At 65.9% G+C, this 14,743-nt stretch carries 18 protein-coding genes; 9 read left to right on the top strand and 9 right to left on the bottom strand.

The features are described 5' to 3' along the window. Positions 1 to 341: 341 nt before the first annotated feature. Both ACTIFF_RS01975 and ACTIFF_RS01970 read left to right on the top strand, forming a co-directional pair. The gene (locus tag ACTIFF_RS01975) at positions 342 to 581 is read left to right on the top strand and encodes a hypothetical protein (RefSeq protein WP_439535298.1); all 240 of its coding nucleotides are present in this window, start codon (positions 342 to 344) and stop codon (positions 579 to 581) included. 55 nt (positions 582 to 636) lie between these two features. Next, positions 637 to 879, top strand: a complete 243-nt coding sequence (locus tag ACTIFF_RS01970; RefSeq protein WP_439535297.1) for a hypothetical protein — start codon at positions 637 to 639, stop codon at positions 877 to 879. 95 nt (positions 880 to 974) lie between these two features. Here ACTIFF_RS01970 and ACTIFF_RS01965 read toward each other — a convergent pair whose 3' ends face one another. After that, on the bottom strand, positions 975 to 1,172 hold the full coding sequence (locus tag ACTIFF_RS01965; protein ID WP_439535296.1) for a DUF1127 domain-containing protein: 198 nt from the start codon (positions 1,170 to 1,172) through the stop codon (positions 975 to 977). Next, complete coding sequence (locus tag ACTIFF_RS01960) at positions 1,147 to 1,542, bottom strand: tautomerase family protein (protein WP_439535295.1); 396 nt, start codon at positions 1,540 to 1,542, stop codon at positions 1,147 to 1,149. Before ACTIFF_RS01960 ends, ACTIFF_RS01965 begins: the two co-directional genes overlap by 26 nt. 202 nt (positions 1,543 to 1,744) lie before the next feature. Here ACTIFF_RS01960 and ACTIFF_RS01955 point away from each other — a divergent pair, with 202 nt between their 5' ends. The 4 genes from ACTIFF_RS01955 to ACTIFF_RS01940 all read left to right on the top strand — a co-directional run bounded on the left by ACTIFF_RS01955 (position 1,745) and on the right by ACTIFF_RS01940 (position 6,270). Further along, positions 1,745 to 3,193, top strand: a complete 1,449-nt coding sequence (locus ACTIFF_RS01955; protein ID WP_439535294.1) for a PLP-dependent aminotransferase family protein — start codon at positions 1,745 to 1,747, stop codon at positions 3,191 to 3,193. A 139-nt stretch (positions 3,194 to 3,332) separates the two neighbouring features. Beyond that, on the top strand, positions 3,333 to 3,920 hold the full coding sequence (locus tag ACTIFF_RS01950; protein WP_439535293.1) for a PEP-CTERM sorting domain-containing protein: 588 nt from the start codon (positions 3,333 to 3,335) through the stop codon (positions 3,918 to 3,920). Positions 3,921 to 3,956: 36 nt separating this feature from the next. Continuing rightward, positions 3,957 to 5,450: a PhoX family protein gene (locus tag ACTIFF_RS01945; RefSeq protein ID WP_439535292.1), complete on the top strand. Its 1,494-nt coding sequence runs from the start codon at positions 3,957 to 3,959 to the stop codon at positions 5,448 to 5,450. 91 nt (positions 5,451 to 5,541) lie between these two features. Continuing rightward, the gene (locus tag ACTIFF_RS01940) at positions 5,542 to 6,270 is read left to right on the top strand and encodes a DNRLRE domain-containing protein (RefSeq protein WP_439535291.1); all 729 of its coding nucleotides are present in this window, start codon (positions 5,542 to 5,544) and stop codon (positions 6,268 to 6,270) included. A gap of 122 nt (positions 6,271 to 6,392) precedes the next feature. Here ACTIFF_RS01940 and ubiA read toward each other — a convergent pair whose 3' ends face one another. From ubiA to ACTIFF_RS01915, 5 genes are all read right to left on the bottom strand, one after another. Then, on the bottom strand, positions 6,393 to 7,256 hold the full coding sequence (ubiA, locus tag ACTIFF_RS01935; RefSeq protein ID WP_439535290.1) for a 4-hydroxybenzoate octaprenyltransferase: 864 nt from the start codon (positions 7,254 to 7,256) through the stop codon (positions 6,393 to 6,395). Next, on the bottom strand, positions 7,253 to 7,798 hold the full coding sequence (locus ACTIFF_RS01930) for a chorismate--pyruvate lyase family protein (protein ID WP_439535289.1): 546 nt from the start codon (positions 7,796 to 7,798) through the stop codon (positions 7,253 to 7,255). Before ACTIFF_RS01930 ends, ubiA begins: the two co-directional genes overlap by 4 nt. Before the next feature lie 59 nt (positions 7,799 to 7,857). Further along, entirely contained in the window at positions 7,858 to 8,205 is a 348-nt protein-coding gene (locus tag ACTIFF_RS01925; protein WP_069039604.1) for a hypothetical protein, read from the bottom strand. 97 nt (positions 8,206 to 8,302) lie between these two features. Then, on the bottom strand, positions 8,303 to 8,485 hold the full coding sequence (gene ccoS, locus ACTIFF_RS01920; RefSeq protein WP_439535288.1) for a cbb3-type cytochrome oxidase assembly protein CcoS: 183 nt from the start codon (positions 8,483 to 8,485) through the stop codon (positions 8,303 to 8,305). Positions 8,486 to 8,498: 13 nt separating this feature from the next. Then, positions 8,499 to 10,976, bottom strand: coding sequence for a heavy metal translocating P-type ATPase (locus ACTIFF_RS01915; RefSeq protein ID WP_439535287.1), 2,478 nt, complete (start codon positions 10,974 to 10,976; stop codon positions 8,499 to 8,501). A gap of 35 nt (positions 10,977 to 11,011) precedes the next feature. Here ACTIFF_RS01915 and ACTIFF_RS01910 point away from each other — a divergent pair, with 35 nt between their 5' ends. The 3 genes from ACTIFF_RS01910 (at position 11,012) to ACTIFF_RS01900 (ending at position 12,842) form a co-directional block, all read left to right on the top strand. Then, positions 11,012 to 11,233: a hypothetical protein gene (locus ACTIFF_RS01910; RefSeq protein WP_439535286.1), complete on the top strand. Its 222-nt coding sequence runs from the start codon at positions 11,012 to 11,014 to the stop codon at positions 11,231 to 11,233. Continuing rightward, complete coding sequence (locus tag ACTIFF_RS01905) at positions 11,230 to 12,210, top strand: hypothetical protein (RefSeq protein WP_439535285.1); 981 nt, start codon at positions 11,230 to 11,232, stop codon at positions 12,208 to 12,210. Before ACTIFF_RS01910 ends, ACTIFF_RS01905 begins: the two co-directional genes overlap by 4 nt. Positions 12,211 to 12,353: 143 nt before the next feature. After that, complete coding sequence (locus ACTIFF_RS01900) at positions 12,354 to 12,842, top strand: hemerythrin domain-containing protein (protein WP_439535284.1); 489 nt, start codon at positions 12,354 to 12,356, stop codon at positions 12,840 to 12,842. Between the two features lie 51 nt (positions 12,843 to 12,893). On the opposite strand, the gene ACTIFF_RS01895 is transcribed toward ACTIFF_RS01900, so the two are convergent. Further along, positions 12,894 to 14,255: an N-acetylmuramoyl-L-alanine amidase gene (locus ACTIFF_RS01895; RefSeq protein ID WP_439535283.1), complete on the bottom strand. Its 1,362-nt coding sequence runs from the start codon at positions 14,253 to 14,255 to the stop codon at positions 12,894 to 12,896. Continuing rightward, on the bottom strand, positions 14,219 to 14,713 hold the full coding sequence (gene tsaE, locus ACTIFF_RS01890; protein ID WP_439535282.1) for a tRNA (adenosine(37)-N6)-threonylcarbamoyltransferase complex ATPase subunit type 1 TsaE: 495 nt from the start codon (positions 14,711 to 14,713) through the stop codon (positions 14,219 to 14,221). Before tsaE ends, ACTIFF_RS01895 begins: the two co-directional genes overlap by 37 nt. Between the last annotated feature and the right edge of the window lie 30 nt (positions 14,714 to 14,743).

Here is a 14,743-nt window from a genome sequence, read left to right as displayed (position 1 = left end):
TCGGTTCGATGAACGCCAGAAAATCGAGGCTTCCCACGCGGATTCGTGCAGGAACAATGTCGCCCGGGGCGCTGGAAGTCTGTGCGTGATCACACAAAGACGCGGGACGTTCCCGGTGCGGCGCGGTCATCGCGCGTCGCCAGCGTTCGACAACGCACCGACTGCAGAACGACGTTCGATCACCGTTGCGCGGTGAGCATCCGCCGACGGACCGGTCTGAAGTCCGGCGCGCCGATGCATTGCCGACTGACCCATGGCCATGACCTCATTGACTGGATCGAAGCCGCACACCACCCGCATCAGGGCGCAACCCACCCCAACCATGAATGGAGCATTTCCCGATGGCACGCTGGGCTGACTCGAACATTCCGGGCCTCCAAACGCATGTGCACGCCATGACGCCGAAGCAGGCCGCGCTGATTGCAATCTTTTCCGGTGTGCACGATATCGAACCCGACGGTGACGACTTCGATGTCCGGATGATCATGTGGGCCGACTACGTCAGGCACAAGGTGGACATGGCGCAGCTGGGTAGTGTCCGCGCCCGCGGTGTGGTGCGTCTGATCGCTCACACCGCATGACGCGTGCAACCTGCGTCGGTGTCCATCACTCCGGACGTCTTGAGCCGGTGCGCTGATGTCGAGCCTGCCGTCTGCCGTGCTGCTTGATCTGCTGCAATGGCCGGCCATGGTCGCGACCATCGCGGCAGCCTGGCTGGTGGCGTCGAATCAGGCCAGCCGGCGCAACTCCGGTTTCTGGCTGTTCATGCTCAGCAACGTCTTGTGGATCGCCTGGGGCGTGCACGCGGCCGCACCGGCGCTTGTCGCGCTGCAGCTTGGCCTGGCGGCGATGAACATCCGGGGTGCGATCAAGACCTGATCCGGGGTCCGCGTGCCCACCACGCTGCCGCATCAGGTGAGCAGGACTTTCCGGAAGAGCGGCCGGCGCGGATGAGGCCTGTCGGGCGCACCGCATCAATGGCCAGGTGGCGCATCCAGGCGATCGACGCGGGCGAAGCGCCCCGACAGCACCGAAGGAATGTCCGAGCGGCCCAGGCCGATGTCGCGCAGTTCGAGGTCGTTCATGGCGCGCAGTTCGGCACGGGCGCGGCGTCGCCGGCCGGCTTCCTTCAGATGGCGCGCCCAGTCACTGAGCCAGCCGCGCGCGGACATGGCGCAACTCCTGGGTTTCGCCCGAATACCCCCAGCTGTCGGCGGCGATGTCGGTCACGATGATGTAGCTCGCCGGATGCAGCGGACCGAGCAGCTCGTCGAGCGACTGCCAGACTGCATATATATAGGCGGACTTTTCCGTCCGGGTGTTGGTGCCGGCGGTCACCCGCACGTCCAGGTGGAAGGCCGTCAGTGACCCGCCGACGCCTTCCGCGCCGACCGACCAGTGTTCGACATGCGACAACGCCAGTGCCGTCAGCTCGCGCTTCTTGCCCAGGATTTCTGCCGTCAGGTCGGTCACCGCGCGGGTCACCGCAAGGCGCGTGTCGGCATCGAGCGGGCGGGACAGCTGCAGCGTAATCATCGGCATGACGGTTCTCCAGAGGCATGTGTCGTATTTCCCGACGCCATCATCCCTGTTCACCGCCTATCGATACAGATACACCAAGGTCCGTTTGAACCGGTACAGTTTTGCATCAACCGAAGCTGTACCCATGCAGCGCCCCGGTAACTGTATCGATCAGTACCGAGTGACGGGCAGTACAGTGGGGCAGGTTTTACGGGAGCCGCGCATGAATCGCTACGAAGCACTCGCCGACCGGCTGCGCGCCGACATCCGTGCCGGCGTCTATCCGCCCGGGCAGCGCCTGCCGTCGGTGCGGCGCATCGCTCAGCAGCAGCAGTTGAGCATCGCGACCTGCATCTCGGCGTATCGCAAGCTGGAAGCACAGGGCTGGCTGGAGGCGCGGCCACAGTCCGGCTTCTTTGCCCGCACGCCCGAGGCGCTGCCGCCGCGCGCCCACCAGACCTGCGACCATGAATCGCCGGGCGAAGTGACGATGTCGGAGCGCGTCGCGCAAGTCATGCGCGCTTCGCACCGGGACGACCTGCTGGTGTTCAGCACCGCGATTCCGCACGCCGACTTCCTGCCGGTGAAGGACGTGCGCGCCAGTCTCGCGCGCGCCTTGCGTCATGACGACGCGGGCAGCGCGCGCTATGGCGAATTCGTCGGCGAAGAAGCGTTGCGCGTGCAGATCGCGCGCCGTGCAGTGGAGTCAGGCTGCCAGATCCACCCGGACGACATCGTCATCACCACCGGCTGTCAGGAAGCACTGACGCTCGCGCTGCGTGCGACCACACGGCCGGGCGACATCGTGGCCATCGAATCGCCGGCCTTCTTCGGCACGCTGCAGCTGATCGAGTCGCTCGGGCTGAAGGCGCTCGAGATCCCGACCGATCCCCAGACCGGCATCAGCCCGGACGCGCTCGAATTGGCGCTGGAGCGCTGGCCGGTCAAGGCCTGCCTGGCGTGTACCAGCTTCAGCAATCCGAGCGGCGCGTCGATGCCGGATGCGCACAAGCGGCGCCTGGTGCAGATGCTGTCGGCACGCGACATCGCGTTGATCGAAGACGACATCTACGGCGAACTGGCACACGACGGCGAGCGCCCACGCGTGGCGAAGGCGTGGGACCGCAGCGGCCACGTCTTGTTGTGTTCCTCCTTCTCGAAAACCATCGCGCCCGGCCTGCGCATCGGCTGGATCGTCGCCGGGCGCTGGCGGCGCGAGGTCGAACAGCTGAAGTACGGCAGCACGATGGCCACCGCCCTGCTGCCGCAGCGTGCACTGGCCGACTATCTCGCGACCGGCCGCTGGGAGCGCCACCTGGCCCGCGTGCGACGCCAGTACGCGGAGCAGATGGCGCGCATGCAGACCGCCATCGCTCGCCACTTCCCGGCGGGCACCCGCTGCACGCGGCCGGCCGGCGGCTTCATCCTGTGGCTGGAACTGCCGGAACACGTCGATGCGCTGCAGCTGCAGTCGCAGGCGCTGGCCGCCGGCATCAGCATTTCGCCCGGACCGATGTTCTCGCCGCAGAGCAAGTACCGCAACTGCGTGCGCCTCATGTGCGCGGTGCGCTGGGACGCGCGCGTCGATGCAGCACTGGCGACACTCGGCGCGCTGGCCAGCGGATCGACGAAAGGGCGCAGCACCCTGCGATCCAGTTCGCACACGATCTAATCCATTCGGACTACCTCACCCGAGAAAACAATCCGATCGGCCTACGCCTCAGGGATCGAAACCTTCATGGTTTGTTAACGGCTGTTAATTTTTCGGCCGCCAGACTTCTTCGTGTTGCAACCCAGACACGGAGAGTTCAATGAAAACCCCTTCAATCCTCGCAATGGCCGTTTCGGCCATGCTGCTATCGACCGGCGCGCAAGCGGCCGCACCGGTCATCAGCGGCAACTTCGGCAGCGGCACCTTCACCGGATCCGTCAAGGCAGAGAGCTACGACTTCAGTCTCACCAATGCCGAGAACTGGTCCTTCTGGACGTTCAACGCCGACTTCATGGCCGACGTTGAAATCACCGTCACGCCGTCCGACAGCATGTTCGATCCGATCATCGGCGTGTGGTACGGCGTCGAAACCGACACCCTGAACTACTTCGGCAACATCACCGATTCATCGCTGAACACCGTGTTCGTCGCCGGCGCCGACGGCAGTTCGCCGTTCAGCCTCGGCGGTCCGGGCGAAGCGGCCAGCGTGCGCTTCAGCAACCTTTACGGCACGGGCACGTTCGTGCTGGCCATCGCCGACTGGCAGGACGGCGCCGGCGTTGGCATCGACAGCTTCAACTACAGCATCACCGCCTCGGTCCCCGAACCCGAAGCCTGGGCCCAGCTCGCGCTCGGTCTCGGCCTGCTCGGCGGCCTCGCCCGCGTGCGCCGCAACCGCGCACGCTGATCCATCCGAACCACCGCACTCAAACGGAGAAAACACATGACGACACGTGACGATCTGATCGACACCCTGCGCGATTTCGCGAAGACCGACGCCGCCAAGGAAATGGACCCGCACTGGACCTATGGCCGCCGCGGCTTCATGAAGAGCAGCGTGGCCGCTGCGGCCACCGTGGCCATGCCTTTCGGCCTGCTGGGTTCCGGCCGCGCCCATGCCGCCAAGCTGCCGTACAGCCCGGACTACGGCCCGCTCGCCCCGGTCGCCGACCAGACCACCGGCTTGCCGCTGCTGCAATTGCCGGAAGGCTTCACCTACTCGTCGTTCGGCTGGACCGGCGACATCATGAACGACGGCATCCCGACGCCGAGCAACCACGACGGCATGGCCGTGATCGCGTCCGACGCCTCCAAGGTCATCATCGGCCGCAACCACGAGCGTGGTCGCAGCGTCAGCTACGCACCGGCCAAGATCACCTATGACCCGACCAGCGGCGGCGGCACGACCAACATGATGTTTTCGCCGCGCACCGGCCAGTGGGTCGGTTCGTGGGCGACCCTCGGCGGCACGATCCGCAATTGCGCTGGCGGCCCGACGCCGTGGAACTCCTGGATCACCTGTGAAGAAAGCAGCGACGGACCGCACAACGGCTCGGCCAAGCAGCATGGCTACTGCTTCGATGTGCCGGCCTCGGGCGCTGCACGCCCGGTGCCTCTGGTCGACATGGGCTGCTTCAGCCACGAAGCTGTCGCCGTTGATCCGGTCACCGGCTATATCTACGAAACTGAAGATTCCACGCCGAGCGGCCTTTATCGCTTCATCCCGACTGAGCCGGGTCGCCTCGAGAGGGGTGGCAAGCTGCAGATGATGAAGCTCAAGACGGCCACCAACGCCACAATCGAAATCAACAGCACGCGCTACCCTTACTACAACACTGCGGTCGGTCAGACTCCAGGAGCCACCTTCGACGTGGAGTGGGTAGACATCGACGAACCGAACAAGCCTTTCGTGACGGGCACCAGCTATGGCGGCGTTCGCGCCCAGGGTCTGATCCAGGGCGCGTCGAGCATCGCACGTGGTGAAGGCATCTGGTATGGCAACGGCGTGATCTACGTCTGCTCGACCAGCGGCGGTGCAGCGCGCAGGGGCCAGATCTTCGCCTACGACCCGCGTCGCGAAACCTTCGCGCTGGTCTACGAATCGGCGGGTGGTGTGGATGACGTCGACGGTCCGGACAACATCGCCTGGAGCCCGCGCGGCAGCCTGATCCTGTGCGAGGACGGCGGCGGCAACCCGAAGGAACTGTACGGCCTGACGCTGGATGGCACGCACTTCAAGTTCGCGCAGAACAACGCCAATTTCTCGGCTACCGGTTTCGGTGCCTATACCCGTCCGTCGGGCGTTCGCTTCTCGTCCAACAGCACCGGTTCGGAATTCGTCGGCGCCACCTTCCACAACGAGTGGCTGTTCGTTGGCATCCAGAGCCCGGGCATCACCTACGCCATCACCGGTCCGTGGGACAACGGCGCGCTGTAAGGCGACGCGCACCCATCTCGGCATTCAACCGGCGCAGAACACCGCGCCGGTTTTTTTCGGTCAGCACTTGTTACATTCAGGAGAAAAAACCATGACCATGCGTCAATTGTTCATCGCCAGCGCGCTGCTGGCCGCCCTGCCGGCCACTGCCGCCGCCAACACCCTGACATTCCAGAACGGTCTCAACGGCTATGCCGGGACACAGGACACAGTCATCCGCAGCGCAGCGCCCGGCGCCAACTACGGCAGCGAATCGGACATCAGCGTCGATGGTGACGATGGCAGCCCCGGCCTGCAGCCCAACCAGGGTCTGATCCGTTTCGACGGTTTGTTCGGAAATGGCACCGGCCAGATCAGCAGTGGTTTCACCGTGGTGTCGGCGACGCTGACGCTCAACGTTTTCAACCCGGGCAGCGGCTTCACGGTCCATGACATGCTGACTGACTGGGCGCAGGGCAGCGCAACCTGGAACAGTTTCGGCAGTGGCGTTCAGGCCGACGGCGTGGAAGCTTCCGTCGCGTCTCTGTTCAGCATCGGTGCCAGCAACGGCGCCGAGAACGTCGCCAACGGCACGTTGGTGATCGATGTCACTGCAACGCTGCAGGGCATGGCTGCAGGCGGTCTGCCGGGTTATGGCTGGGCACTGCTGCCCTTCACGAACGGCACCAACGGCATCGATTTCGATACGTCGGAGTACAGCGTGACCAGCCTCCGCCCGCTTCTGTCGGTCGAAATCGCGCCGGTTCCGGAGCCCGAAACCTACGCGATGTTGCTCGCAGGCCTCGGTCTGATCGGCTTCGCCGCCCGCCGTCGCGGCTGAGCGATTCAGTCGCTTGAAGGGGCCGCCGGCGCACAGCCGGTGGCCCCTTTTTCCATCCAGCGGGCGAAGGAGAACGCATCGCGATCCCGAACGCCGGTGCATCAAACCGCGGACGCTGCCCCTCAGCGCAGCGCGTAATCGGCCACGATGCCGGCGAACACGGCTGCACCCAGCCAGTTGTTGTGCAGGAAGGCGCGAAAGCAGCGTGCGCGGTCGCGCTCGCGGATCAGCGTGTAGTGGTAGGTGGCAATGCCGGCCGCGACCAGCAGACCAAGGTAAAACGGCAGACCGAGATTTTCCAGCTGACCGTAGATCGCCAGCAGCGACAGCGTGATGCCGTAGCAGATCATCACGGCAGCAACGTCGAAGCGGCCGAAGGTGATGGCCGAAGTGCGGATACCGATCTTCAGGTCGTCCTCGCGGTCGACCATGGCGTACTCGGTGTCGTAGGCGATGGCCCAGAACACATTGGCAGCAAGCAGCAGCCAGGCTTCGTTCGGCACGGTGTACAGCTGCGCCGCATAGGCCATCGGGATGCCGAAGCCGAACGCCACGCCCAGCCAAGCTTGCGGAATGGCGAAAAAACGCTTGGTGAAGGGATAGCTCGCAGCGAGAAACAGCGCGGCAAACGACAGCAGGATGACCAGCCGATGCAGCGGCAGGATGAGGATGAAGGCACACAGCGCAAGCCCGGCCGCCAGCAGCAGCGCCTCGCGCGTGCCGACCTCGCCGGTCACCAGTGGCCGCTTGCGCGTGCGCTCGACGTGGCCGTCGAAGTTGCGGTCGGCAAAGTCATTGATGACGCAGCCGGCACTGCGCATCAGCACCGTGCCCAGCATGAATATCCAGACGATGAAGGGCGACGGCTTGCCGCCGCCGCTGACCCACAGCGCCCACAGTGTGGGCCAGGCGAGCAGCAGGATGCCGATCGGCTTGTCGAGCCGCATCAGGCGTTCCCAGGCATTGAGCCGTGCCAGCAGATTCATGGGGCCAGCCTCGCGATCGCCGGCAGGAACACCTCGGTCACCAGCAGCGGCCGGCCGGCCCGCAGGAACAGCGAACGGCGCGCCCACAGCGGTGCATCGGTCACGATGCCGGCCGCGCGTACCCGCCGGTACAGCGGATGGCGATCGTCGAGCCGGCGCACCGACAGCGGCGAACGCGCGATGCGCGCGTCGGCGAACAGCAGTTCTCCCAGGGGCCGCACGCCGACACCGGCGAACATGTGCCAGGCACCGGTCACGTCAGGCAGGCGCACCACGCTGTGCGCGAACACCACCGGAACGCCGTCGGCGTAAAGCAGCACGTCACGCACGCGCACCCGGCATGCCGGTGCCACGCCGAGCAGCGGCGCTTCGTCGCGTTCGCCACGCGCGGCGCACTGGCGCAGCGGGCGCACCGAAAAGGCGCGGCAGCGCGCGCGGATGCGCGACGTGAGCGAGTGCGGATCGGTGAGCCAGCCGCGCAGGGCGGACGGCATGAACAACGCCGGCGCGTGCCATGCGGCGCCAGCTGGATGAAGGGACATGGAACGGACGCAGAACTTGACCTGCGCGCATGATAGCCGCGCGCAGGTCAGACTGCGCATCAGGCCGCCTTGAGCGGCCCGTGGTCGTCGCAATGCGTACCGTGCGGATGATGCAGATGGCCATCGACCAGATAGTCGACATGATCGCCGTGCGGCACGGCGTCGTGCCCGCAGCCCGGTCCATGCACGTGGTCGGCCGCGTGGGCGGCGCACTGATGCTGCGGTGTGCAGGCCGCCGGGTTGGTCGCACTGACGGCCACGACGTGTTCGTCGACGTGGTCGCCATGCACGTGGTGCAGGTGACCGTCGTGCAGGTAGTCAACGTGGCCGTCGTGGCTGACCGCACGATGACCGCAGTTCGGGCCGTGCTGGTGATCGTGGTGCGCGTGTTCGGTACAACTCGTCATCGAGATTCTCCTCTGGCAGACATCACGACCTTGAGTCTATCCGGGATGCGAATTCGTTCCAGCGATGCGGATCACGAAAGCCACCGGCGACTCGATATCAACGATCCGTGCTGTCGCGCTCGGGCGCCTTCAGCGGCGCGCGGTCGTCGTCCATCATCATGCGGTGAGCCGGCCCTTCGAGATCGTCGAACTGCCCGCTGCGTGCCGACCAGACGAAAACGATGCCGATGCCGAGCGCGATCAGCACCGACAACGGTACCAGCAGCCACAGGATGTCCATCAGCCGGCGCCCTTCATCTGTTACCCCGGCGCTGCAGACGCAATGCGTTGAGCACCACGGCGAGCGAACTGAGCGACATGCCGACGCCCGCCATCCAGGGCGTGATCCAGCCGAACATCGCCGGCGGAATGGCCAGCATGTTGTAGGCAAAGGCCCAGCGCAGATTCTGCCGCACCACGGCCAGCGTGGCCTGCGCAGTATCGAAGCCGCGGGTCAGCGCCGCGAAGCCGGCCGACAGCAGCACCATGTCGCCCTGGGCGCGCGCCAGTTCGGTGCCGCTGCCCATGGCGACCGACACCTGGGCCTGCGCCAGCACCGGCGCATCGTTCACGCCATCGCCCAGCATGGCGACCACGGCGCCGTTGGCCTGCAGCCTCTCGATGAAGGCGCGCTTCGCTTCCGGACTCATGCGCGCGTGCGCATCGGCGATGCCCAGTTCGCTTGCCAGGGCGGCCACCGGCGCCGGCGCGTCCCCCGACAGCAGCGTGACCGCGATGGCGCGTTCCCGCAGCGCTGCCAGCAGTTCGGGCGCGCCGCTGCGCACGGTGTCGATCAGATCGAAGCGGGCGATCAGGCCGTCGTTGTCGCCCAGCCAGACGGGTGTCGCCGTGCCATCCGGCACTTCGGGCAGCGCGCAGCCCGACGCCGCGCAGACAAAATCGGCGCGACCCAGGCGCAGCGTGCGGCCCTGATGCAGGGCCTGCACGCCCTGCCCGGTCACGGCTTCGAGCGTACTTACCGACGGCAGCGGTGCATCGCCCGCGGCCTGCCGGAGCGCGCGCGCGATCGGGTGGGTGGAATGCTGTTCCAGCGCAGCGGCCAGCGCGTGCGCTTCGGCTGCGCCAAGCTCGCCGAACGGCACGACCGCCTGCACATGCATGTCTCCGGTGGTCAGCGTACCGGTCTTGTCGAACACCACATGCGTGACGCGCGCCAGCGTTTCGATGGCGTGCGCACGCGTGACCAGCAGGCCGCTCTTCGACAGCACGCCCGTGGCCACGGTGAGCGCCGCTGGGGTGGCCAGCGACAGCGCGCACGGGCAGCTCACGACGAGTACCGACACGAACACCCACAGCGCCCGCGCCGGCTCGATCCACAGCCAGACCGCCGCCGTGATGCAGGCCAGCACGATCAGCGCCGACACGAAATGCAGCGCGATGCGGTCGGCGAACTGCACCACGTCGGGCCGGCTCGCCGAGGCGCGACCGATCAACCGGCGGATGGCCGCCAGCCGCGTCGCCTCCCCCACCTGTTCGACCTCGAGCACCACCGGCGACGCGATGTTCAGGCTGCCGCCGACCACGCGGTCACCCACGCCGCGCGCCTGCGGTTTCGATTCACCCGTCAGCAGGCTTTCGTCGACCTCGCTGCGCCCGTCGACCAGCCGGCCATCGGCCGGAATGACTTCGCCGGCCGCGACGACGACGTGGTCGCCGACCACCAGTCGAACCACCGGTACCGCCTCGGTCGCCGTGGCGGGCCAGGCGGTGAAGCGCTGCGCCAGTGCCGGCATGACCTGCGCCAGATTCTCGACGCCGCGCACCGCATGCTGGCGCGCCACCAGTTCCAGATAGCGGCCCGCCAGCAGCAGGAAGACGAACATCGTGACCGAGTCGAAATACACCTCGCCGGAGCGCGTGACCGTCGCCCACAGGCTGGCGGCGAACGCGCAGCCGACGCCGAGCGCGACCGGCAGGTCCATGCCGACCCGGCGCGCCATCAGGTCGCGCCAGGCGCGCGAAAAGAAAGGCGCGGCCGAGTAGAACACCACCGGCGCGGTCAGCACGAGGCTGGCCCAGCGCATCAGCGCGGCGATGCTGTCCGACAGTTCCAGTTCGCCGGCGACGTAGGCGGGCCACGCATACATCATGACCTGCATCATGCCGAGACCGGCGACTGCGAGTCGCCACAGCGCGTCGCGCCGCTCGTTGCGCGCGACCGATTCGGCGTGCGCCCGGTCGTTCGGCCAGGCCTGGTAGCCGATGTCGGCGACCGCCTGCAGGATGGCGGACAGACCCGTGATCGCCGGATCCCACACGACGCGGGCGCGGCGCGTGGCGTAATTGATGTCCAGCGTCAGCACGCCCGAGAGCCGCCCGACGTGCTGCTCGTTGAGCCACACACAGGCGGCACAGCGGATGCCTTCGATGATCAGGAGCGCCTCGCGTGCGTCGGCACACTGCGCGTGCGCCACGCTGCGTACGAAATCCGCCTGCACTTCCGGCAGGTCATAGACCGACAGGTCACGCCCGCCGCCTGCCTCGGGCGCGGCTTCGGGCAGCGCATCGCGATGGCGGTAGAACTGTTCCAGCCCGCCGCTGCTGATCGCTTCCGCGACGGCGGCGCAGCCGGCACAGCACATCGGGCGCTCCTGGCCGTCGATGCGCACGCGGTAGCGCGGTGCGCCATCGACCGGCAGCCCGCAGTGATAGCAGGGCAGCGCTGCAGGTTCGGCAGACAGCAACTGGGCGACGGATTCGGGGGCGTTCATGTGCGTCATTCTAGAAGACCGGCTCCGGACGGGGCATGACGTGCATCAAGCAGCTTTCCGGCCGGCTCTGCAGGGCCGGCAGCGGATCGCCGCTCCCACAGTACGCCACTCCTCAGCCGGTCATCGTGTTTGCTCCGTGGTGTGTCAGCGAACAGACCGCGCGGAAAGAGGCCCTTACCGTGCAAGGCATCAATGTGCGGGCGGGCACCGATCTGTCTGCGATTCCGGCGAAGATTCAATACATGGACATTCAATGACTCAATTCACTGCAGCAAATCCAGAAGCACCGATCGATCGCCGCGTATTTGCAGGCGGTCATGTCGGCGCGTCGCGTCCCGTCGCAAGCGCCGTGGCCTGGGGTGCAATCTTTGCCGGTGCGGCGGCAGCGGCCTCCCTGTCGCTGATCCTGCTCATCCTCGGCACCGGGCTGGGCTTGTCTTCCGTTTCGCCATGGTCGCAGCAGGGCATCAGTGCCACCAGCTTCGGTGTATCGACCATCGTGTGGCTGACCCTGACCCAACTGGTCGCTGCGGCGACCGGCGGCTACCTTGCCGGCCGGCTCCGGACGCGCTGGGCTGACGTTCATTCCGACGAAGTGTACTTCCGCGACACCGCGCACGGCTTCCTTGCCTGGGCCGTCGCAACACTGGTGACCGCCACCTTGTTGACCTCGGCGGTCGGTTCCGTCGTCGGCAGTGGCCTTCAGGCCGGCAGCACGGTCGCAGCAGGTGTCGCCACCACCGTGGCTGCATCGGCCGGGGCGGCCGCAGGAATGGCTCCGGACGACGCCGGTGGGTCGTCGATACGCTATTTCGTCGATTCCATGTTGCGTCGTGACGCGACCCCGAACAGCGTGGCAACCGAAGTCGACGGCATGACAGACCCGCTGCCCGAGCCGGCCCGCCTGAGCGCCGAAGAGGCGTCCGAAGTCGGTCGCATCTTCATGAATGCGACCAGAACCGACGCGCTTCCGCCGGACGACGTCCGTTATGTCGGCCAGATCGTGGCGCAACGCACCGGCCTGTCGCAGCAAGACGCCGAGAAGCGGGTGACCGACATGTACGCCCGCGCGCAGACCACGGTGCGTGAGGCGGAAGCAACTGCCAGAGCCGCCGCCGACACGACGCGCAAGGCGACGGCCTACGGCGCGCTGTGGCTTTTTGTTTCACTGCTGCTCGGCGCGTTCGCGGCCAGCCTGGCCGCCACCTTTGGTGGTCGTCTGCGCGACGACTGACCCCTGCATTCAACACACGACTTAGCGAGGCTGCCATGCGTTCGATCCTTCTGCTGCTGCTCGGCATTCCCATCCCGATCATCATCCTGATCGCGATTTTCCTGTGACGTTTTCATCGCTGTGCGAACCCTGAAAGGCTCCCCATGACCACCATCACGAAAACCAGTTCGGGCACGAAATCGAGTGCGCCGCCGAAGGATGCGATCGCCCTGCTCAAGGCCGATCACGAGGAAGTGAGCGGCATGTTTGCCGAATACGAGAAGAAGCGAACGCCTGCCACCAAGATGGCGCTGGTGAAGGAGATCTGCACGGCGCTCAGCGTGCATGCGCAGATCGAGGAAGAAATCTTCTACCCCGACGTCAAGGCAGCCTTGAAGGACAAGCTGCTGGTGCCCGAAGCGACGGTCGAACATGCCGGCGTCAAGGATCTGATCGCCCAGCTGGACGGTGTCACACCGGATGGCGAAATGTATGACGCGAAGGTGAAGGTGCTGTCCGAATACGTGAAGCATCACGTCAAGGAAGAGCAGACCGAAATGTTCCCCAAGGTCAAGTCGTCGTCCATGGACCTGGTCGAACTGGGCGCCCGCATGGCCAGCCGCAAGGCGGACCTGCTGGCCGCCATGCACTGAAGCATTGGCTGCTGCGGCGCCGCTTCACGCGCGCCCCAGCAGGCGCAGTGGTTACAGCATGACCATGCGCGACTTGGACAGCGGCGGATTCTTTGCGAGGTAGCGCTTGATGCCGCGCAGGATGGCTTCTGCCAGCTTGTCCTGGTAGACGTCGTCGGTCAGCCGCTTTTCTTCTTCCGGATTGGAAATGAAGGCGGTCTCGATCAGGATGGACGGCACGTCGGGCGCCTTCAGCACAGCAAAGCCGGCCTGTTCGACGTGCGGCTTGTGCAGCGTATTGACGCCGCCCAGTTCGCCCAGCACGGCGCGGCCGAGCTTCATCGAGTCGTTCATCGTCGCGGTCTGCGACAGATCAAGCAGGGTGCGCGCGAGATACTTGTCCTTCACGTCGAGATTGACGCCGCCGATCAGGTCAGCGGAGTTCTCGCGTTGCGCCAGCCAGCGCGCCGCCGAACTGGTCGCACCGCTGCCGGACAGCACGAACACCGAACTGCCGCGTGCATCCGGCCGCACGAAGGCATCGGCGTGGATGGACACGAACAGATCGGCACGCACGCGCCGTGCCTTGGCCACCCGCGTTCCCAGCGGAACGAAGTAGTCGCCGTCGCGCGTCAATACGGCGCGCATCGTGGGATCGGCATCGATCTTGGCGCGTAACCGCTGCGCCACTTCGAGCGTCACGTTCTTTTCATAGCTGCCGCGCCGTCCGATCGCACCCGGGTCCTCGCCACCGTGGCCGGGGTCGAGCACGATGGTGATCAGGCGGCTCACATCACCCGCGTCTTCGGCAGGTGACGTCTTCGGGTCGGCCTTGATGTCCGCTTTCGCCGCCTGTGACGGCGGGTCCTTCGCGGGTGCCGACTGCGCAGGCGCGTCCGGCTGGTCCGGCGTTGCATCGCCCTCGTACACGATGTCACCGCGACGCGCGAGCTGCATCAGCGGGTCGACCGGATGCTGTGGATAGACATCCATCACCAGCCGGTGGCCGTACTGGCCCACCGGGGCCAGCGTAAACACCTGTGGCTGAACGTCGGTCTTCAGTTCGATCACCAGCCGGATCACGCCCGGCTTGTTGCGACCGGCGCGGATCACCTTGATGTAGGGATCGGCGTCGGAAATCTTGCCCGGCAGCGTACCCAGTACGTTGTTCAGCTCGAGCCCTTCGAGATCGATGACCAGGCGTTCCGGGTCCTTGACGAGAAAGTGCGAGAACTTCAGCTCGGCGCGGGATTCCAGCGTGATGCGGGTGTATTCGAGGGCTGGCCAGACCCGCACCGCCACCAGGGAAGACAGCGCGGCCTGTCCGGCGGGGCTGACCGACAGCAGCAGTGCCGCGCCGGAAAAGCCGAGGAAATTGCGTCGGCTGAGACCGTCCGTTAGCTTCGGTCGTGTTGAACGAGGTGTTCTAGACATGCGCGTCCTGCTTCGCTGCAGGCGGACAGATGCGCACGACGCGCATCGCCGACCACGGCGAGCGCGATGCGCAGATCGGGGGACGGCAGATGGCCGCCGGCCTTGTCCGGCCACTCGACCAGACAGACGCCGCCGGCCGGGCCGGTTTGCCCGAAATATTCGTCCAGACCTGCTTCAATGAATTCATCAGGGTCCGCGAAACGATAAAAATCAAAGTGATACAACGGGAAGTTTAAGCTAGAAATAGCATAAGATTCAAGCAATGTGAAGGTTGGGCTTTTCACCTTGCCGGTATGGCCCAGCGCGCGCAGCATGCCGCGCACCAGCGTGGTCTTGCCGGCGCCCAGGTCACCTTCGAGAAAAAACGTCAGGCCGGGACGCAGGGTCGCTGCCAGACAGCCGCCGAGCGCCTCGGTCGCTTCGGTATCGGCGAGATCGATGCTGAAAAAGTCGGTCATGGACGGGTTGATGCACGCAAAATCGAAGTT

Origin of the sequence: Methyloversatilis sp. (assembly GCF_051861465.1) — a bacterium.
GTDB lineage: Bacteria > Pseudomonadota > Gammaproteobacteria > Burkholderiales > Rhodocyclaceae > Methyloversatilis.
This window is presented reverse-complemented; position numbering and strand designations above follow the sequence as displayed.